We start from the raw sequence: 19124 nt of genomic DNA on the forward strand, positions 1-19124 counted from the left end.
GCAGGGGCACGACCCGCCCTGCCAGGACCGCCGCGGTGTCAGCCTTCAAAACGGCTGCGGCGCCGGCAGCTTCGGCGGCACGCTCGACGCGTTTGGTGCCCAGACTGATCCCGGCCAGGCCCCTGATTAGCCCGGCAGCGTGGCCCAAGGGTACCGCGGCACCGGCGGTGGCATCGAGGACATGCCTCCCGAGACGGACGTGCCTGTGACACCGAGTTCAGCATCGCGGGGCACTACTCCTGCCCGGCATTGCCGGCAGTGGCAATACGCCCGTTCCAACCGGATCGGGCCGAGCACGGTATCGATGTCCTTGGCACGGTAAGAAACGAACCCGGCCAGGTGCCCGGGACCGCACGGGATCCATTGACCGTGATGCCCGGTATCAGCGGCCAGCAAGCCCTCCAGCAACGAGGCCCCCACCGCGGTCATCGCGATTCGAATCGCTTCCTCCAACACACCCAGGCCATCACCACTACCGGCCCCAAGCCGTGGGCTGCTCCCTGCGCCAGCACCTCGATCTCGGTCATGAAATCCTTTTCGGATCCGGCTCAAGAGCCCCCCCCCTTTTCCCCGCCTGTCGCGGCGGGGGTCATCATCAACGACAACCCGCCCAGGCGGTCCCCGCGCTCTCGGCGATATCGAGCACGTTGTTGAACATGAACTTTTGGCCGCCCTCTCGGGCAGTGCCCCAGCGGAGTGGATCGAAGAGTACTCCGCTGGAGATACCCAATGCCCGCAGGGAGCATGCTCAGGCGTCGAACAGGCCGCGCACATCATCGGCGGAGAGCGCGGAGGAGAACATGGCGTCGTCGTCCATGACAGCGGAGAACAGCTTGGCTTTCTTTTCCTTCAACGCCATCACCTTTTCCTCGATGGTGTCCTTGGCGACCAGCCGGTAGACCATCACGTTCTTTTTCTGCCCAATTCTGTGGGTGCGGTCCACGGCCTGATTTTCCGTGGCCGGGTTCCACCACGGATCCAACAGAAAGCAGTAGTCCGCCTCGGTGAGGTTCAGGCCAAACCCGCCGGCTTTGAGGCTGATCAGAAACACCGGTGCCGTACCCGACTTGAACTTCTCAATGACGTCGCCGCGCTTGCGGGTCTTGCCGTCAAGGTAGGCGTAGTCGATGCCCGCCGCATCCAACCGTTCGGCGGCCTTGCCCAGAAAACTGGTGAACTGGCTGAAGATCAACGCCCGGTGCCCCTCGGCCACCACGTCTTCCAACTGTTCGAAAAGCACGTCGAGCTTGCTGGAGGGGGCATTGGCGTATTTTTTGTCCACCAGCGACGCGTCAAGGCTGAGCATGCGCAGTGTGGTCAGCGACTTGAAGATCGCAAACCTGTTCTTGTCCATGTCGCCGAGCATGCCCAGCACCTTTTGGCGTTCGCGCTGCAAATGGCGCTGGTAGATGGTCCGGTGCCTGGGAGCCAGCTCGAGTTCCAGAACCTGTTCTTGCTTGGGCGGGAGATCCTTGGCGACGGCATCTTTGGTGCGCCGCATGATCAAGGGGCGGATCCGGCGTCGGAGCTGCTTCAGCTTGTCAGCGTCGCCCTCCTTTTCAACTGGCTTGCTGTAGTAGTCGGCAAAGTTCTTCGAGGAAGGGAAGAGCCCGGGCGCCGTGATGGCAAAGAGCGACCACAACTCCATCAAGTTGTTTTCCATGGGTGTGCCGGTGATGGCCAGCTTGAAGGGCGCCGGGAACATCCTGGCGTTGCGGCTGGCGTGCGTGGCGGGATTCTTTACGAATTGGGCCTCGTCAAGGATCAGCCCGGACCACTCCTGCCTCGCGTAGGCGTCGTAGTCGAGCCGGAACAGCGTATAGGAAACTACGACGACGTCGGCTCCGGCCACCAGCTCAGCCGGTTCCGTTTTGCTGCGGGTGAGGGTGTCCGTCACGGCCGTGGTCCGCAGGCTTGGGGCAAAACGAGCGGCTTCCGCCGCCCAGTTCGGCACCACCGAAGTGGGAGCCACCACCAGGAACGGCGAGGCATTCGTATCGGCGCCGGCCATCGCTTGGGCGTGGCAAATCAGCGCAAGGGTTTGCAGGGTCTTGCCCAACCCCATGTCGTCGGCAAGCACACCGCCCAGCCCGTTTTCATGCAGGAACACCAACCAGTTGAACCCCTCGTGCTGGTAGGGGCGCAGCGATGCTTGCAGGCTGGCGGGGACCGGCACGGGCTCCACGCCGGAGAGCTCCAACAGCCCCGACACCTGTGTACGCCAAGCCTCGGCCTGCTCGGACGTGGCGGCCAGCTCGGCCAGTTCGTCCCACAGCCCGGCCTGATAACGGCTGATCTTCAAGCTTTCACCGGGTTCCTGCAGGGAGCGTGCCTCCTCGATGAGGGTGCGCAGCTGCTGGAACTCGGCCTGGTCAAGAGAGAAGTAGTGCCCGTTGGGCAGCATCAAGTGTTCCTCGCCGTCGGCCAGCGCCCGGAACAGTTGGTCGAAAGGCGCCTCGGTGCCGTCGATCTTGACAGTGACGCCCAAATCAAACCAGTCGCGGTTGTCCGTTCCGGTGGTGCTGATACCGATTTGCGGGGTTGCCGTCAGCTCGGTGTAGTCCGGTGCGATCCCGCTGGTGTCCACCCGGACGTGCTCAAGGATGGCCAGCGCCGGCAGCGCCTCCGTGCTGAAACGCGCCGCCGCCACGTCCTTCAAGCGGACAGGTGCATTGCTGCCCGGGTACAGGCTCGGCGCATGCGGGAACGGTTCCTGGACCGCTGCCGGGAACGGTTCCAGCAGCGCGGAAACCTCCGCAAGGAGCCGTGTTTCAAAGGCAGCATCCCGGTAGCCACTGTGGTCGGCCACCATGGGGCGCCGCGCCACTGCGCCGTCCACAAGGTATTCCCAGTGCCAGTGCAATTCCAGCCCTGGGCCGCCTTGCGGTTGCGTGGCGCCGCCCTTGGATTTTCTCCCAAGTTTGTTGTCACCGGCATCCTTCGGCGCGGGGGTATGGACTGCCGTGACCACCAGGTCCGGGTCCTTGAGTTCCGGAAGGTCCGCCGAGCCGTCGCTGGAGACCAGTTCCCCTGTGGAGACCAAGCCCTGGCGCAGCAACGGGTAATAGCTCCCCATGAAGCGTTCTCTGCCGGACGGCGGAATCTCCACGGCGGTGCGACCGTCCACCAGGGCGTGCACGGTGTTGCTGACAGCATGGGAAACAGGAGCCAAGGAAATGTTGGACTTTGCCAGGACCTTCTGCAGGGAGGGTTCGTTGCCCTTGCCGCTGTCCCACCAAAACAGCCCATGCGCCGGCGAGCCCACCATGCCAACGGCGGCAGGGTCCAACGCGACGCCGTCGGACTCTGCGCGCGGAAGGAGACGGAGGGCGCCGTCGGCCTGTGCCAGTACGTCCAGCCCGACGACGGCTTCCTCGTGGACGGAAATGGTGACGGCTTTCCTGGAGCCAACAAACTGGATGCCGACCTGGCGGGCCTGCCCCAGCAATTGCCACAACAATGCGGAATTGAACTTCTCCACGTTGATCCACCGACCGGTGTTGGCGTAGGAGGGAGTTCCAGCGCGCGCCAACGCATGAAAAACGACCATCCAGTTCCAGTGTGCCGGGTTTAGTCCGTGGCTGTAGTGGTCGTAGCCAAGCTTGTCCCAGGTCAGATTGCCGCGCACCCATTTGCCGGCGTCGTTCAAGGCAACCAGGCGGACACGCAATTCAACGTGCGCCGGGTCCTCCTCCTGCACAAGTGCCGCCGCACGGTAGCGGGAATAGGGGTTCGCGGGTTCTGTGAAAAGTTCAAATTGCAATGCCATGGGCATCAGCTTGGTGACCACCTGGCCGGGGGATGCGGGATGGGCGCGGCCGCGATGAGCAGCCTCCTCCGGCTCGCAAGGCAGAATTGCCGCCAATTGCCGTTCCCACTTTTCCGGCACTGGTTTGTCGCCCGCCCCGGAACCCAAACTGGCTTCGGCGCGCATGGCATCGGCCGTCAACAACAATGCTGCAACATGCTTGCAGTTGGCCTGGACGGGGCAGGTGCAGATTCCGTAGTCGAGCTGGATCCCGCGCTGGCCCTTGTGGAAGATGGCAGCGGTGCCATAAGCGGCTTGTTGGCTTCCAGCCACCAGTCCCGTCAGTGTCAGTCCATCAGCATCCCACTGCATTGTCTGGACCCGCTGGCTTAGCGAGTACGCGCGGCCGCGATCTAGTGAGAGCGTGCCAACCAATGCGGCGATTGCCTGCGTGCTGATCGTTGGAAGGAGCACCGTTGAGGTGGGGGAAGAAACCATGTATTAACGATAACGGCAGGGTGTGACTTCCCACTGCTTGGACCCGCGTTCCGTGGGACTGCCCTCCGGCAAGAGCCACTCTTCACATTCGGTGAACGAGCCATCACCCTGCCCGAATCATTGATGATTCGATGAGTTAGTAATACGATTATCTAAGTAATTTATTTTGATGCGCAAGGAATGGTGCCTTCCGATGCAAACAGACTCAAAGAGAAGATGGGTCGGGCTGGTCTTCATCAGCCTCGCCGTATCCTTGATCATCGTCGACTCCACAATTGTCAACGTTGCGATTCCCTCGATCGTGGACGACCTCGGGGCGACGTCCACCCAGGTCCAATGGATTCAAGAGTCGTACACGTTGGTTTTTGCTGCACTGTTGCTGGTCTTTGGGGTGCTGGCCGACAGATTCGGACGACGCCGGCTCCTCATCCTTGGCGTCAGCATCTTTGCCTTGGCGTCGATACTCGCGGCGACAAGCCAAAGCGGGAATCTCCTCATCAGTTCCAGGATCCTGCAGGGCATTGGCGGGGCCATGGTCCTTCCTGCCACACTCTCGATCATCAATGCCACGTTTAGGGGCAAGGAAAGGGCCTTGGCCTTTGCCGTCTGGGGCTCCACCATTGGGGGGATGTCAGCTGTGGGTCCTTTGCTGGGCGGCTGGCTGACCACCGCGTATTCTTGGCGATGGGCCTTCGGCATCAACATTCCACTCGGTGTCATCGTTGTGGTGGGAACGCTGTTCGCCGTGGAGGAATCTCGTGACACGGGGTCCACCAAACGCATCGACGCCATTGGTGCGATGCTCTCCGTGCTGGCCAGCGCCTCACTCGTTTTTGGTCTGATTGAGGGAAGAAACTACGGCTGGTGGCTGGTGCACAACCCCTTCATCGTGGGTGCGTGGAGCTGGCCCTTGAGTCTCTCCCCGGTGCCGCTTGCCTTCGCCGTGAGCGTGCTATCGCTGGTGCTCTTTATTACTTTGGGCCGTTCCCGGTCCCGTCGAGGGGCCAGCACCATGCTGGACTTCAGTCTTTTTTCCATCCCGTCGTTCCGCAACGGCAACATCGCGGCCATGATCGTTAGTCTGGGAGAGTTCGGGATCATCCTTTCGCTGCCCATTTGGCTGCAGAATGTATTGGGATTTTCTGCACTGCAAACCGGGCTGCTGTTGCTGCCGCTGGCTGCGGGATCATTCGCAGCGAGTGGTTTTGCCGGAGCCTTCGGCAACAAGGTCGAAGCTGTCGTGATTGTCCGCGCCGGTATTGCCTTGGAGATCGTCGGAGTGGCGTTTCTGGGCTTGGTCATTAGTTCCACCACGCCATGGGGCGCGCTTGTGCCCTTCCTGTTCATTTACGGGCTTGGGGTGGGGCTGGCCACTGCGCAGCTGACTGGTGTGGTGCTCAAGGACGTCCCACAGCTTAAGAGCGGCCAAGCTTCCGGAACTCAAAGCACTGCGCGGCAAGTGGGTTCGGCACTGGGGATCGCGATTCTCGGAACTGTCTTGTTCACCACAGCCACAGTGCAGTTGGGAAACTCCCTGGAAGAACAAAACGTGCCGGCAGCTGCCAGGGCAAAGATTGTTTCGGCAGTGGTGGAAAGCTCCGGGGCGGCCATCAAGGGGCTGGACAAGGAACCGTCAACCCAAGCTGCTGCAAATGCCGCGCGCATGGCCTTCTCCGACGGGACAAAGTTTTCGGCGTACTTTGCCGCAGGCTTCCTGACGCTCGGCTTGTTGGCCACGCTGTCACTGGGCAGGGTCGATCCGCGGACGGATCCGGGGCGCGGGTTGGATCAGGAACCCGCGGAAGAACAGGTCATTTCAGACTGAAAGTCTTCGCGAGGCATGCCTGTGGGCCAGCTTGAATGAGCAAGGCAGAAACCATGGCACCTGCGCAGGGGCTTGACTGTGCAGGTGCCATGGTTTTGCGGGCTAGTCTTGGTCGTTGTACTCAACCCGGCGGGGATCGCCCAGCCCGGAGATGGCGTCGTACTCAAACTGGCCTTTCCGGGGATCAAATTGCGGGCGTTGCACTTTCGAGAATTCGCCGCCCGTCCTGCCGCCAAAGGGGCGGCCGTGATCTGCATATTCCTCCCGGAAAAAGACCATCCGCCATGGCCCCAGCAGGATCCGTGCCCCGGTTCGCAGAATTCGTCCAGGCGCTTCGGAAGAAGCCGGCTCAGCGGGAAAGAAGACGTACTCGTCGTCGTCGGTGTGCACTATGCGGCCCTGCGCGGCAGGCAATTCCGGCAACTTGAGGGTCGCGTCGGCTCCACTGCCAATGACAGTGGTTTCCTCGGTGAGGTTGAACTCCTTGGGTGCACGGCCATCCCAAGTCTCGCTGTCCCGGACAAAGATCAGCCGGGGCCTGCCACCTCCGCGGGCGTAGTGGGTGGTGGTGGGTTTCATTCGATACCGCCGCTGGAACGTTGGCGAGAGCGGAAATGGTGTGGGCGGCGGAAGCATGCGCCCCTGCAGTCCGCTGTGGGCTTGGGCCTTGATGACGGTGGCCCAGGTGTTCGACTTCCCCGGCTTGATGTGGGGCGAGGTCGACATGAGGCGTTGCAACGGGGAGACCGACACGGCACCCATGCTGACAATCGTCCCTTCCGGAAGGGACACGTTCACAACAATTCCACGCGTGGCCAAGGATTTAGCCAATTTCCTGATGACAGTTATATGCCTCCGGGAACCGAGCCGAAAAAGTGCTGCGTTGTCGGTGTGGATGTTAATCTCTTGGCCGGCAGCCTTGATGCTGCCGTTGACCGAGGCTGCTTCCTTGCCGTCCTCGGCCGGCAGTTCGGCCGAAAACTCAAGATCAATGTCGAAGCGCATGGCCCCGCACCTAGTGCTTGGAATCGGCGGAGGGGGCGCTCTCATTGTCGCTGGTGGTAACCCGCAGCGTCCCATTGAACTTCCAGGTGGCCCGTGGCGCATCCGGACCAATGTCCCGGGGCACTTCCACGCTCATGTCCATGAAGCTGTAGTTGACCACTGCTCCACGGCCAGTCAGATAGGACCAGAGCTGTTGGCCCAGATCCGACCAGTCGCTCACGGGAACGGACCGGAAATCTTCGGCTACTGGTTGGTTGTCAGTCATGGCTGCTGTCCCTTCAAGCTATTTGCTGCCTGTGCTGATCGCACAACAGGGGTGTCTTGACTGGAGCAGGGGTGGCATTCCCTGGATCCGGGTCGTGCACTTGCTGCAACCATAGTGCTTGGTGATGAAGAATAATAGACCTAGTTAAAAAATCTAATTACTTCTTCATGGAAGTTAATTGGTTGAACTGATTTCAGCGGGAGATCGCCGGAATCAGGCGTTCTGCGACTGGTGCCAGTCGATCCAGCCCGCGTAGCTGCCAACAAGTTCGACGACGTCGAACCCGGCCCGGCGCAGTGCCGATGCTGCGACCGAGTTTCGGACGCCGCTCTGGCAGTAGCTCACGATGGTGCCTTCCCTGGGCAGCTTCTCCATGTTCCACAGGACGCGGCCGGCGCTGAACTGCTCGGACCCCGGGATGTCTCCGGCCGCGTGCTCGGTTTTGGTGCGGACATCCAGGAGCAGTTCGGTGTTGAAGCCTTCCAGCTCCGCCGGGGAGATTGTGCGCGGGACGAAGAGCGGCAGTCCTTCAAAAGACGTGATGTAGCCGGCAACCAAGTCGATGCCCACGCGGACCAGATGGTCCCACAAGTCCATCGCCGATTCCTGGTCTGCAGCCAACAGGACCACGGGCCTGTCGGCAACTTCGGGGTCAAGTGCCCACGCGCCGTAGCTTGCCACCTTGGCTCCCGCCGGAATATTCACCGACCCGCGCACAGTGCCCTGGTGAACCACGCTGTGGTGGCGGGTGTCCACCAAGCTGACTTCATCGGTTGCCATCCGGTCCGCAACTTGGGCCGTGGGGAGTTCGGTTAGGGGCTCGCGTGCACCCAAGATGACGGGTCCCTGACGGTTCTGCTGCTTCATGCGGGCGAAGTACGCGTGTGCGTCGGGCTGCCCATCGAGCAATTCCTTGGTGAATCCGGCCTCGTCGTTGGCCTCCAGGTAGTGGCCCCACCAGGAAAATCGGCGTTCGTAGCCAACCGTCGTGGAGGGGATGGAGCCAAGCGACTTCCCGCAGGCGCTTCCGGAGCCATGGGCGGGATAAACCTGGACATAGTCGGGCAGGGTCAGGAACTTCTCCTTCAGCGACACGAAAGTGTCGTGCGCGCCGACAAAGCGGGTGTCGACCCCGCCAGCAGCTTCATCCAGCAAGTCGGGGCGGCCCAGGTCGCCCACGAAAACGAAGTCGCCGGAGAGCAGGAAGCCCGGCTGGTCGCTGAAGGCGCCGTCCGTGATGAGGAAAGACAAGTGTTCCGGGGTGTGGCCCGGGGTGTGCACTGCGCTCAGAGTGATGTTTCCGAGTGGGATGGTGTCTTGGTCGAACATCCTCACGCCGTCGAATCCGTATTGCCAATCTTCCCCGCCTTCTGCGGAAAGATAGATGGAAGCATCCGTCGCCGCAGCCAGTTCGCGGGTTCCGGAGAGGTAGTCGGCGTGAATGTGGGTCTCGGTGACAGCCACGATTTTCATGTCATTGGCGGCAGCAAGGCGCAGGTACACATCGATGTCACGGCGGGCGTCCACCACCATGGCTTCACCCTTGGCCTGGCAGCCAATGAAGTAGCTGGCTTGGGCTAGATCTTCGTCATAAATACGTTCGAGAAGCATGTCACTCCTACATTTCGTCAAGTGATTTTATACCCCCAAGGATGTCAGATCCCAGGTAAAGCATAATACCCCCGGGGGTAATGTGGCCAGTGTCTAGCGCCCGAACAGGCGTGCCAACCAGTTGGTGCTTTTTGCGGGCGACTCGGGTGTGTTCTTATCGCAGGTGCAGCGCTCGGCCCGGAGGACATGGCTCATGACCTGGTCCACGTGCTGGCCGCAGCCGGCCCACGTTATCTTTTGGCACTTACGGCATGTTACTGCACGGCACATCTGTTTTCTCCTCAGCTTGGGGCGGCACCAGCGGTGCGGCGACCGTTTCAACTGAGTGTTCCATATACCCCTAGGGGTATTTAAGTTAGTGTTTGTCGCAGTTCGTAAACCCCCAGGGGTATAGGGTTGTGCACACGAGAAGCAAAAAGGAGGCAGCCATGCAGCTGGAGGCAGACGAGATGAAACCAGCCATCAACAGGCTTAAGCGGGCGCAGGGGCAGCTCAATGCCGTCATTCGCATGTTGGAGGAAGGCAGCGACTGCAAGGCGGTGGTAACCCAGCTGGCCGCAGCGTCCAAGGCCATAGACCGAGCGGGATTCTCCATTATCGCCACCGGGCTTGAGCAGTGCCTTGCCAGTGAAGACTCCACGGCAGACCGCGCCGACCTGGAAAAGCTTTTCCTCTCCCTCGCCTAACACCGCAGCCTCGATACACAGACGCTCCAGCACTTTCGGGGCATTAACCCCCAACGCTCCTGCGCCTTCGGAGCCGAGCTGCCCTCCGTATCGAGCCCAGCCAGTCAGGGCTCCACTGCGCTCATTTCCACGAAGCCGGCTGAAACGCTGAACTGGGCGCCGGTGGTGGCGCGAACAGTCTTGATGCTGACCCAGGGTGCCGTATCAGCAAGCACCAGCCCCTTGCGGCTCACATCCATCACGGCCAAGTCGGTGATGACCCGGTCCACCACGTTCCTGCCGGTCAGCGGCAACGAGCAGTTCTCGACAATCTTGGCGTCGCTGCCACAGACGCTCCTGCACTTTCCGGGCATTAAACGCCAACTCGCCCAAGTGACGGAGCATTGGCGTTTAATGCCCCAAAGGTGCAGGAGCATTGGCGTTTAATGCCCCAAAGGTGCAGGAGCGGTGGTGGGTGGGGGTTAGAGCTGGTCGGCCCGCAGCTGTGCGGCAGAGTGCGGCGACAACAGGCCCGGAGCCACGTCAAAGACGGTCTTGGCGCCAAATTGGCCTGCAGCGCTCATGCGGTGCACGGCGCGGGCGTAGGCCACCAGCACGCTTGAGGTGAACTCTGGGTTGCTCTCCAACGCCAACGAGTACTCAATGACCTGCGCGTGCCCGTCGGAGGTGTTGCCGCTGCGAATCACAAAACCGCCGTGGGGCATGGAGCTGTGGTCGCGCGCCAACTCTTCGGCGGTAATGAAGTTCACCGTGGTGTCGTACTGGTCAAAGTAGTGCGGCATCGAAACGATCTCGGTGCGCACAGCGTCCTCGGAAGCGCCCGCTTCCAGCACCACAAAGCATTCGCGGGTGTGCTTCTCCCGCGTGGAAAGCGTGGGGTGCGAGCCGCTGCGAACCTCTTCGATGGCGGTCTCCGAGGGCAGCGTGTACTGCACGCCGCCGGCCACGCCGTCGACCCGGCGGACAGCATCCGAATGCCCCTGGCTCAGTCCGCGCCCCCAGAAAGTGTAGGTGTCGCCGTCGGGCAGCAAAGCCTCTCCGTAGACGCGGTTGATGGAGAACATGCCCGGGTCCCAGCCGGCGGAGATCAACGCTGTCTTGGAGTTGGCCAGGGCAGGCTCGTCCACAGCGGCAAAGTACTCCGGGATCCGCGCGTGCGTATCAAAGCTGTCCACGGTGTTGAAAAGTGCAGCAAGGGCCGGCCCCTGTTCGGGGAGGTCGGACTTGGAGCCGCCGCACAGGATCAGCACGTCGATGTCGCCCGCATGCCCTGCCAGATCGTCCATGGAGTGCACGGCTGCCCCGGCATTCAGGGGTGTCAGCGCTGCCGGGTCGCGACGGGTGAAGATGCCCACCAAAGTCATGTCGGCGTTCTTGGCAATGGCGGCTTCCACGCCGCGGCCCAAGTTTCCGTAACCAGCAATTCCAATGCGAATTGGCGCGCTCATCTAATCTCCATTCGTTCATCGGGCCGTCCTCTTTGGCGGCCGCATATCTACCCACCACCGTACCTCCTGTACAGCAGCGCATGCAGAGTTGCGCCTGTGTGGCACACTCCGGTGCGGGAACCAACTTCAGTGCGTGCCTGCCGGGGTGCGCAGCCGCGGCAGCCGCTGGGGAGCACTAGGCGAGATGCTGCCCCAAGAACTCCAGAGTCGCCGTCCATGCAGCCTGCGCCGCTTCCGGCCGGTGCATAGACGGGTTGGTGTCATTGAAAAACGCGTGGCCGGCCCCTTCGAAAATAGTGTTGCGGAAGTCCACGCCTGCTTCCTTCATGCGCGCGGCCAGCTCCGGCAGGGCATTCACCAGCGCGGAGTCGTCGGCGCCGTAAAAGGCCAAGACAGGGCAGGCAATGGCAGCAAGCTCGGCCACCGAATAGCTTGCGTGTCCATAGAAGGGGACGGCCGCAGCCAACCGTGGCTCCTCCACAGCCAAGGAAAATGCGTAAGTGCCGCCAAAACAGTAACCCACCACGGCTGTTCTTCCGGCGCCCTCCGCCGAGGACTGGAGCTGCTCAAACGCCGCGGCGACCCCTGTCCTGATCCGTGCCGCCCTCTCCGGGGCGTTCATTGGCTGCAGGGCCGCCCGGATCTGGGGCTGGATATCCGACTTCTCGGCCGGATCTGCGAGGCGGGCGCCGAGTTCGGCCAGCAACGTCGCATCCAAGCCGGCCAGGCCCATGAGGTCCGGGGCCACCGCCACGTATCCGGCCGACGCAAACCTGTCGGCCACGTCCCGAATGTGCGCGTGGAGTCCCCAAATCTCATGGATCGCCAGCACTGCACCCCGCGGCGGACCCGACGGGTCCGCCGCGGGGTGCCTGAAATTGCTCTCCTGCCGCACTGAAATCAACCATGGTTCCCATGGCCCAACAGTGGCACTGTTGGGTGGATGATTCCAGAAGTATTTGGCAGCTGATGCGGGTGCGGCTGTCCACTCGATGTTCGTACTGCAGCTGATGCGGGTGTTCGGGGCGGTAACTCACAGGAGCTGCAGTATGAACGATGGGCGTTGCCGGTAACTCGCAGGAGCTGCAGTATGAACGTAAGCCGGGGACGTCCACCCGCAGGTGCTGCAGTATGAACCAGTATCAACCACGATCAACAACGATCAACCACGAGCCGTGCTGCGCAGGACCGCAGCAGGGCGTGAGCCTCTCCACGGGATCAACGGTAAAATGGTGGCAGGTATTATTACCGCGCTTCTTTTCCGCACCATCAGCTTCCTGCACAACCATAAAGGACATCACCGAATGAGTTTGATCCGCCTCAATGACGTTTCCGTGCGCTTCGACAAGGTCCAGGTGCTCCGCGAGGCGTTCTTCAAGCTGGATGCCGGGGACCGGGTGGGTTTGATTGGCCGCAACGGGTCGGGAAAGTCCACGCTGCTGAAGCTCGTCCTGGACCAGGTGGAGCCCGACTCCGGCACTGTCAGCGTGGAGCTGGGAACCAAAATTGGCTACTTCTCCCAGTTCTCCGAACTCAACGGCAGCTCCACCATCCTTGAAGTGCTGGAGGACGTGTTTGCCCACGTGGTGGAGATCGAAACCGAACTTGCCGGGATCGACGCTGCGCTCGCCGTCGAGCCGTCCGCTGCCGACATGGACCGACTGATCCACCGGCAATCCGAACTGTTTGCCGATATGGACCGGCTGGACGGTTGGGACTACCAGCGCTCCATCGACAAGGTCCTGACCACGCTTGGATTCAACCAGGCGCACCGCGTGTGCGCCATCGATGAGCTCTCCGGCGGGTGGCGCAACCGGGCCGCCTTGGCCAAGATTCTCCTTGAAGCCCCCGACGTCCTGCTCCTTGACGAGCCCACCAACTACCTTGACGTGGCTGGCGTGGAATGGCTCGAAGGCTGGTTCAAGAATTTCAAGGGCGCGGCCATCATCGTCTCCCATGACAGGAAGTTCCTCGATGCGGTGGTCACCCGCATCATCGAAGTGGAGAACTTCCACCTGCACGAATACCCGGGCAACTTTGGCGACTACGTGACGGCCAAGCAGTTCAGGCTCAAAAGCCTCGAGAGCCAGTTTGTGCACGAATCCGAGCTGCTGGCCTTCGAAGCCGAAGGGATCTCCGACCGTCGCGCGGCTGCCAAGGCTGCCTCTCGCGGCCTGGATTCCAAGCTCTCAAAAATCAAGAAGTCCCGCACGCCCCGTCCCGTGGACAAGATCATCACCGAAATTTACGCCGGGCTGCACGTCAAGGACGTGCTGTGCCGGGTGGAGTCGCTGACCAAGAGCTACGCCGACCGCACCTTGTTCAGCGACCTCAGCTTTGAGATTCGCCGCGGCAACAGAATTGTGGTGCTGGGCGCCAACGGCTCGGGCAAGTCGACGCTGCTGCGTGCGTTGACGGGGGAGGAGCCGGCAGATTCCGGCTACGTCACGTGGGCCAAGGGCGGCGGGCTGGTCTCCTACAACCAGGTCCTCGACCAGCTGGACCCCGAAGATACTGTCACGCACGCCGTCAACGCCATGCCGGACAGCCTGGCCCTGACCGCGACCAAGAAATCGGTCAACAGGTTCCTGGCCATGTTCCAATTCTCCGAGGCCGACCTGAAACAGCGCATCGGCAACCTCTCCGGCGGCCAGCGCGCCCGCGTCGCCATGGCGCAGTGCCTGCTCTCGGGTGCCAGCGTGTTGGTGCTTGATGAGCCCACCAACCACCTTGACATGTCCAGCACCCAAGTCATGGAGCGGGCGCTGCTGCACTTCCCCGGCGCCGTCCTGGTGGTCAGCCACGACCGCTTCTTCACCGACAAAATTGCCAACCGCCGCATGGTGTTCAACCCGGAAGCGCCCGGCGCCGTCGCCGTCAGCGGAGGTTGAAAGGCGGTGCCGCCGTCGTGCCTTGGAAAAAGTACGACGGCGGCACTCAGGGCCCAGCGTGGGTCGCCCTAGCGTTGGGCAGACTCAACGGGTTCAGGCTCCAGGGGATCGGGCTCCAGCGGCTCAGCCTGGGCATCCTGCGATGGAACGCGCTGGCCGAACTTGCTTCGTTTGGCAGGCCACCAGACACGATTTCCGACGTCGTAGGTCGCCGCCGGGACCAGCAGCGAGCGCACAAGCACCGTGTCCAGCAGCACGCCGAACGCCACGATGAACGCCAGTTGGGCCAGGAACAGCAGCGGGATGACGCCCAATGCCGCGAAGGTGGCGGCCAGCACCACGCCGGCGGAGGTGATGACGCCACCGGTCTTGCCCAGTCCGCGCAGGACACCGGCGTGGGTGCCCATCCGCAAGGATTCCTCGCGGACCCGGGTCATCAAGAAGATGTTGTAATCCACTCCCAGGGCCACCAAGAACACAAAGCCAAACAGGGGCACGGTGGCATCGGCGCCGGGGAAGCCAAACACGTGGTTGAACACCAGCGCGGAAATGCCCATGGTGGCCGCGTAGGAGAGCACCACGGAGCCGATCAGCAGCAACGGCGCCACGATGGAGCGCAACAGCAGCATCAGCACGATGGAAATGACCACCAGCACCAGCGGCACAATCTTCACCAGGTCCCGTTGCGCCGTGACGTTGGTGTCCAAGGCAATGGCGGAGACACCGCCCACCAGCACGTTGGAATCAACGGCGGGCAAGTTCTCGCGCAGGTCAACGATCACTTTTTCCGCGGCGTCGGAATCGGCTTGGTCTTTCAGTGTCGCATTGAGCAGCACCCTGCCGTCTTGCACCATCGGTTCCGCATTGCTGCCGGGACGGCCGGGACCGGTGTAGATGCTGGCTGCGCAAATGCCCGCGGTGCCGGTCACTGCCGCCAGGACTTGGTCCGCCTTGGCCTGGTCCGCAATGATCAGCACCGGACTGCCGCTGCCGCCGTCGAAGAGTTTGGCGAGCGCTTTCTGTCCGTCCACGGCTTTGCTTTGGCTCAAAATGACTTCAGTTTGTGAAACACCGTTGGCCTGCAGTTGCAGCACCCCGCTGCTAGCGGCCAGCAGCAGCACCAGGGTCACCACCCAGGTAACCCGGGGCCTGCGGGCAATCAACAGGCCCACCTTGCGCCAGAGCCCGCCGATTCCAGCCAGGCCGCGATCGACGTCGTGCACGGTTGCCTTGCTCATTCCGGGCGTGGCAACGGCTTCGTGCTTGTGCCCGTGCGCATGCTCCACCTTGGGCCGGAAAGGCCAGAACGCCACTCGGCCAAAGGCAACCAGCAGGGCCGGCAGGCAGGTCAGGGCCGCCACGAGGGAAAAGAAGATGCCGATGGCCGCGATGGGGCCCAGGCTGCGGTTGGAGTTCAGGTCGGAGAAGAGCAGGCACAGCATTGCCAAAATGACGGTGCTTCCGGACGCGACAATGGGCTCCCATGCGCCGCGCATGGCACGCCCAAGCGCAGCCCACTTCGACTGGACTTGCTGCAGGGCTTCACGGAAGCGCGCCACCAGCAGCAGCGAGTAGTCGGTGGCCGCACCAATCACCAGAATGGAAAGGATGCCTTGGCTCTGGCCGCTGAGCTTGATCCAATCCCAGCTGGCCATGTAGTAGATGGCCAGAATGGACGCGCAGAGGGCCACCACTGAGGTGAAAAGCACCAAGATCGGCAGTACCAGAGAGCGGTACACCGCCAGCAGAATGACAAAAACGGCCAGCAGGGCAACCAGCAGCAACACCCCGTCAATGCCGGCGAAAGCGTTGACAAGATCAGCGGTCAAGCCGGCGGGCCCAGTGACGTAGACGCTCATGCCCGCGGGGGCCGAGGACTCGAGCACCTCCCGCAGTTCCGCCACCACCGTATTTATTTCGTCGGTGGCGGTGATGGGGACCAGGAACTCCACCGCCAACTTGTCCGCCGAGGGAATGGGGCCGGCAATGCTGGTAGTGGCCGGCGCCTTGGGGGCCTGCACTCCTGGGACGGCAGCCATTTTCTCCGGCAGGGCGGCGATTTCGCCCAGTTGTTCCGGGGTCAACGGGTCCTTGCTGCTCAGCAGGACGACGGCGGGAATTGCGGTGCTGTCCACAAAACGCAGCTGCCAATCCTGCACGGCGGTGGACTCGGCACTCGCCGGCAGAAAGCTGGCCTGGTCGTTGGTGGAGACATCGGAAATCTTTCCGAAGGTGGGCCCGCCGATGCCGGCGATCGAAAGCCAGATGATGATCAAGATGGCCGGCAAAAGGATTCTCAGCCACCGTTTGGGCGCCCAGTCAGCAGTTTTCATAGTGCCATAATACTTCCATAATGAAGAGGTTCGGCAACAGAGATATATTGTTATCCGGAAACTTGGAAAGGGAGGATGATTGATGCCATGAAGCCATCACAACCTCATGCCGAGCTCCTCTTGGCGATGCGTGAATTTACGCTGGAGTCTGACCGCTATGTTGATCGGGCCGCCACTTTGCACGGCCTGCACCGCACCGATCTCAATGCACTGGGTTTTCTCGTTCGTCCCAGCCGGGAGGCAACCACCATGACGCCGGGAAAACTGGGCGAAGCCCTCAACCTCAGCTCCCCGGCAACCACAGCCTTGGTCGATCGGCTGGAACGTTCGGGTCACGTCAACCGCCAGCGGGGCCAAGTTGACCGTCGGCAAGTCCAGCTCTCCATGACCGAGCATGCCAGGAATGTTGGCCGGGCCTTGTTCATGCCGTTGGCCGTGCAGCTGGGGGGAAGCTTGGAACACTACACACCAGCCGAGCTGGCGGTGGTGCAGCGGTTCCTGCTTGAAATGACGGAAGCAACCACAACGGCCACGGAGAACCTCCAAGCGCCGGAGTAGACCGGCCCCGGGCCGGCCGACCGTCGCAGCCAGCCCGATGCGCAGCCAGCCCGTCGCAGCCTGCCCGATGCGCAGCCTGCTCGACGAGCACAGCACAGCACAGGCAATGGTTGTGGGTAGTGTGAATACATACACCAACGTCAGGGAGTCAATGATTCGCCGCGCCACAACCATGCTTCTCACCCTCGGTCTTGTTCTGGCAGGAACGGCCTGTTCCCCGCAAGACGACGGCACCTCCACCGCCGACGCCCTTGCCAAGGCACTCAGCTCGCACTCCGTTGGAGACGTAAAATTTGATGTGCCTGCCGCCGAGGTGCAAAAGGAACTCACCGAACTTTCCAAGGGCATCGACCCGGTATGGCCCACCGTCAGCGTCTCAGGCGTTGAAATTGCCGACGACGACACGGCCCGCGTGGCCCTCGACTACTCCTGGGCCATCCCGACGCTGGAAAAGCCGTGGACGTACTCAACCAGTGCGGACATGACGCGCGACGGCAAGGCCTGGACCATCGCGTGGACGCCGGAAATGGTGGAGCCGAAACTGGCTGCCGGAGACCGTCTCAAGCTCACCACCACCCGTGGCCGGCGTGCCAACATTCTTGCAGCCGACGGCGAGGCCATCGTCAAGGAGCGGCCCGTGAAGATTGTGGGCATCAACAAGGATGGTCTCAGCGACGCCGAGGCCCAGACCGGCGCGAAGGCGCTCGCCGCCGTGGTCAACATTGATCCAGGAGCCTATGCAGCCAAGGTCAAGGCCTACGGCCCGGTGGCGTTTGTCGATGCAATCACCTTGCGCGCGGAGGATTTCGCCGCTCTGGACACGGCCAGGCTCGACGCCGTCGAGGGCATCCTTGTCACCTCCGCGACCCAGCCGCTGGCCCCTTCACGAACCTTCGCCCAAGCCATTCTGGGTTCAGTTCATGAGGCCACCGCCGAGGACATTGAAAAGTCCGACGGCGAGGTGGTCGCCGGGCAGGTGGTGGGCTCCGGCGGGCTGCAGGCGTCCTTCGACGCCCAACTCGCCGGCGACCCGGGCATCACCATCAGCACCGTTGCGGCAAGCGTATCCACCCCCACGGAATCCGCACCCGCTGATTCGACTTCCACCGACGACGCCGGGACGTCGTCGGAGGCGGCCGCCCCGCCGTCCAAAGTCCTTTACTCCGTGGATCCCGTCGACGGCAAGGACGTCAAGACCACTTTGTTGCCGGCGCTGCAAAGCGCTGCCGAAGATGCGCTGTCCGAGGTCAAGACGCCCAGCTCCATCGTGGTGATGCGCCCGTCCACGGGAGCCATTGTGGCTTCCGCCAACGGCCCCGACAGTGCGAGCTACAACACGGCGTTCCTGGGCCAGTACGCGCCGGGTTCAACCTTTAAGATCGCCACCTCGCTGGGACTGCTGCGTCAAGGCATGAGTCCAAGCTCCACCGTGAACTGCACCCCGGAGTACATTGCGGACGGCAAAAAGTTCCTCAACGCACCCGGCTACGCTCCCGAGGCGACCGGTGAAATATCCCTGACATCCGCCGTCGCCCATTCCTGCAACACGGCGTTCGTCTCCCAATTTGAGAAACTCTCCCAGGAAAAGCTGGCCGACGCGGCAGGGGCGCTGGGCATTGGCATGGCGAACGACCTCGGCCTGGGCGCCTTCACCGGAAACGTGCCGCGCGACTCGGCCGGCACCGAACACGCTGCTTCCATGATCGGGCAAGGCAAGGTGCAGGTCTCGCCGTTGGCCATGGCCGCCATGATGTCCTCGGTGGTCAAGGGCGCCGCCGTGGTGCCCGTCCTCGTTGACGGGCACGACGGCGGGGCCAAGGCTGCCGAAGGTGCGGCGCTGACCGCCAAGGAATCCGGCGAGCTGCGCACCATGATGCGCGCCGTTGTCACCGACGGCTACTTGGACATGCTCGGCGGGCTGCCCGGACCGGAAGTGATCGGCAAAACCGGCACGGCCGAGTTCGGCAGCGATGCTCCGCCGCGCACCCACTCGTGGGTCATAGCCGCACAGGGAGACATCGCCGTCGCCGTGTTCGTTGAGGATGGCGATCTGGGCGCCGTCACCGGCGGGCCGTTGGCAAAGACCATTCTGGAAGCTGCCGCCGCCAAGTAACCCCGGGCAGGAATGGGCTACTCATTATTGTGCCCAAGTAGTTCTTTCCCGCCACCACTCTTGCGGAAACCGCTAGGCAGGTATTAGCGTCGGGAAACGTCGGCACTTGCCGTTTGCAACTGTCGTTGTGCGTTGAAGGGGGA

The 19124-nt window shown here is 62.3% G+C and carries 15 protein-coding genes; 5 read left to right on the forward strand and 10 right to left on the reverse strand.

Going from position 1 to position 19124, the window contains the following annotated elements:
* Nucleotides 1-126: 126 nt before the first annotated feature.
* Complete coding sequence (locus tag QMG25_RS14765) at nt 127-456, reverse strand: hypothetical protein (protein WP_283461525.1); 330 nt, start codon at nt 454-456, stop codon at nt 127-129.
* A 292-nt stretch (nt 457-748) separates the two neighbouring features.
* Nucleotides 749-4246 carry a DEAD/DEAH box helicase gene (locus QMG25_RS14770; RefSeq protein WP_283461527.1) on the reverse strand — a complete coding sequence of 1166 codons (3498 nt, stop codon included), beginning with the start codon at nt 4244-4246 and terminating at the stop codon, nt 749-751.
* A gap of 193 nt (nt 4247-4439) precedes the next feature.
* Between QMG25_RS14770 and QMG25_RS14775 the strand changes: the two genes are divergently transcribed.
* Nucleotides 4440-6071, forward strand: coding sequence for a DHA2 family efflux MFS transporter permease subunit (locus tag QMG25_RS14775; protein ID WP_283461529.1), 1632 nt, complete (start codon nt 4440-4442; stop codon nt 6069-6071).
* Nucleotides 6072-6173: 102 nt separating this feature from the next.
* On the opposite strand, the gene QMG25_RS14780 is transcribed toward QMG25_RS14775, so the two are convergent.
* The 4 genes from QMG25_RS14780 to QMG25_RS20605 form a co-directional block, all read right to left on the reverse strand.
* On the reverse strand, nt 6174-7076 hold the full coding sequence (locus tag QMG25_RS14780) for an FHA domain-containing protein (RefSeq protein ID WP_283461531.1): 903 nt from the start codon (nt 7074-7076) through the stop codon (nt 6174-6176).
* A 10-nt stretch (nt 7077-7086) separates the two neighbouring features.
* Nucleotides 7087-7341: a hypothetical protein gene (locus QMG25_RS14785; RefSeq protein WP_283461533.1), complete on the reverse strand. Its 255-nt coding sequence runs from the start codon at nt 7339-7341 to the stop codon at nt 7087-7089.
* A gap of 213 nt (nt 7342-7554) precedes the next feature.
* Nucleotides 7555-8952 (reverse strand): MBL fold metallo-hydrolase, encoded by a 1398-nt coding sequence (locus QMG25_RS14790; RefSeq protein WP_283461535.1) that lies wholly within the window; start codon nt 8950-8952, stop codon nt 7555-7557.
* A 93-nt stretch (nt 8953-9045) separates the two neighbouring features.
* Nucleotides 9046-9222: a DUF8730 family Cys-rich protein gene (locus QMG25_RS20605; protein WP_502866420.1), complete on the reverse strand. Its 177-nt coding sequence runs from the start codon at nt 9220-9222 to the stop codon at nt 9046-9048.
* A 158-nt stretch (nt 9223-9380) separates the two neighbouring features.
* Here QMG25_RS20605 and QMG25_RS14795 point away from each other — a divergent pair, with 158 nt between their 5' ends.
* Nucleotides 9381-9638, forward strand: coding sequence for a metal-sensitive transcriptional regulator (locus QMG25_RS14795; protein ID WP_283461537.1), 258 nt, complete (start codon nt 9381-9383; stop codon nt 9636-9638).
* Nucleotides 9639-9742: 104 nt separating this feature from the next.
* Here QMG25_RS14795 and QMG25_RS14800 read toward each other — a convergent pair whose 3' ends face one another.
* The 3 genes from QMG25_RS14800 to QMG25_RS14810 all read right to left on the reverse strand — a co-directional run bounded on the left by QMG25_RS14800 (nt 9743) and on the right by QMG25_RS14810 (nt 11981).
* Complete coding sequence (locus tag QMG25_RS14800; protein ID WP_283461538.1) at nt 9743-9991, reverse strand: hypothetical protein; 249 nt, start codon at nt 9989-9991, stop codon at nt 9743-9745.
* Between the two features lie 108 nt (nt 9992-10099).
* Nucleotides 10100-11086, reverse strand: a complete 987-nt coding sequence (locus tag QMG25_RS14805; RefSeq protein ID WP_283461540.1) for a diaminopimelate dehydrogenase — start codon at nt 11084-11086, stop codon at nt 10100-10102.
* Nucleotides 11087-11261: 175 nt separating this feature from the next.
* Nucleotides 11262-11981: a dienelactone hydrolase family protein gene (locus QMG25_RS14810; protein WP_283461649.1), complete on the reverse strand. Its 720-nt coding sequence runs from the start codon at nt 11979-11981 to the stop codon at nt 11262-11264.
* A 409-nt stretch (nt 11982-12390) separates the two neighbouring features.
* On the opposite strand from QMG25_RS14810, the gene QMG25_RS14815 reads away from it, so the two are divergent.
* On the forward strand, nt 12391-13977 hold the full coding sequence (locus tag QMG25_RS14815) for an ABC-F family ATP-binding cassette domain-containing protein (RefSeq protein WP_283461542.1): 1587 nt from the start codon (nt 12391-12393) through the stop codon (nt 13975-13977).
* A gap of 68 nt (nt 13978-14045) precedes the next feature.
* Here QMG25_RS14815 and QMG25_RS14820 read toward each other — a convergent pair whose 3' ends face one another.
* Nucleotides 14046-16310: an MMPL family transporter gene (locus tag QMG25_RS14820; protein ID WP_283461544.1), complete on the reverse strand. Its 2265-nt coding sequence runs from the start codon at nt 16308-16310 to the stop codon at nt 14046-14048.
* 87 nt (nt 16311-16397) lie between these two features.
* Between QMG25_RS14820 and QMG25_RS14825 the strand changes: the two genes are divergently transcribed.
* Together QMG25_RS14825 and QMG25_RS14830 are read left to right on the forward strand one after the other, a co-directional pair.
* A complete protein-coding gene (locus tag QMG25_RS14825) occupies nt 16398-16868 on the forward strand; it encodes a MarR family winged helix-turn-helix transcriptional regulator (RefSeq protein ID WP_283461546.1) in 471 nt (156 codons plus the stop codon).
* 121 nt (nt 16869-16989) lie between these two features.
* Entirely contained in the window at nt 16990-18981 is a 1992-nt protein-coding gene (locus QMG25_RS14830) for a penicillin-binding transpeptidase domain-containing protein (RefSeq protein ID WP_283461548.1), read from the forward strand.
* The last annotated feature ends 143 nt before the right edge of the window (nt 18982-19124 follow it).

The sequence above is a fragment of the Arthrobacter sp. H35-D1 genome, from assembly GCF_030063185.1.
GTDB lineage: Bacteria > Actinomycetota > Actinomycetes > Actinomycetales > Micrococcaceae > Specibacter.

What these genes read in the sequence shown, in the direction of transcription:
- QMG25_RS14775 (WP_283461529.1), top strand. Translation starts at nt 4,440, where the DNA reads ATGCAAACAGACTCAAAGAGAAGATGGGTCGGGCTGGTCTTCATCAGC.
- QMG25_RS14785 (WP_283461533.1), bottom strand. Translation starts at nt 7,341, where the DNA reads ATGACTGACAACCAACCAGTAGCCGAAGATTTCCGGTCCGTTCCCGTG.
- QMG25_RS14815 (WP_283461542.1), top strand. Translation starts at nt 12,391, where the DNA reads ATGAGTTTGATCCGCCTCAATGACGTTTCCGTGCGCTTCGACAAGGTC.
- QMG25_RS14805 (WP_283461540.1), bottom strand. Translation starts at nt 11,086, where the DNA reads ATGAGCGCGCCAATTCGCATTGGAATTGCTGGTTACGGAAACTTGGGC.
- QMG25_RS14825 (WP_283461546.1), top strand. Translation starts at nt 16,398, where the DNA reads ATGAAGCCATCACAACCTCATGCCGAGCTCCTCTTGGCGATGCGTGAA.
- QMG25_RS14795 (WP_283461537.1), top strand. Translation starts at nt 9,381, where the DNA reads ATGCAGCTGGAGGCAGACGAGATGAAACCAGCCATCAACAGGCTTAAG.
- QMG25_RS14820 (WP_283461544.1), bottom strand. Translation starts at nt 16,310, where the DNA reads ATGAAAACTGCTGACTGGGCGCCCAAACGGTGGCTGAGAATCCTTTTG.
- QMG25_RS14770 (WP_283461527.1), bottom strand. Translation starts at nt 4,246, where the DNA reads ATGGTTTCTTCCCCCACCTCAACGGTGCTCCTTCCAACGATCAGCACG.
- QMG25_RS20605 (WP_502866420.1), bottom strand. Translation starts at nt 9,222, where the DNA reads ATGTGCCGTGCAGTAACATGCCGTAAGTGCCAAAAGATAACGTGGGCC.
- QMG25_RS14790 (WP_283461535.1), bottom strand. Translation starts at nt 8,952, where the DNA reads ATGCTTCTCGAACGTATTTATGACGAAGATCTAGCCCAAGCCAGCTAC.
- QMG25_RS14780 (WP_283461531.1), bottom strand. Translation starts at nt 7,076, where the DNA reads ATGCGCTTCGACATTGATCTTGAGTTTTCGGCCGAACTGCCGGCCGAG.
- QMG25_RS14800 (WP_283461538.1), bottom strand. Translation starts at nt 9,991, where the DNA reads ATGCCCGGAAAGTGCAGGAGCGTCTGTGGCAGCGACGCCAAGATTGTC.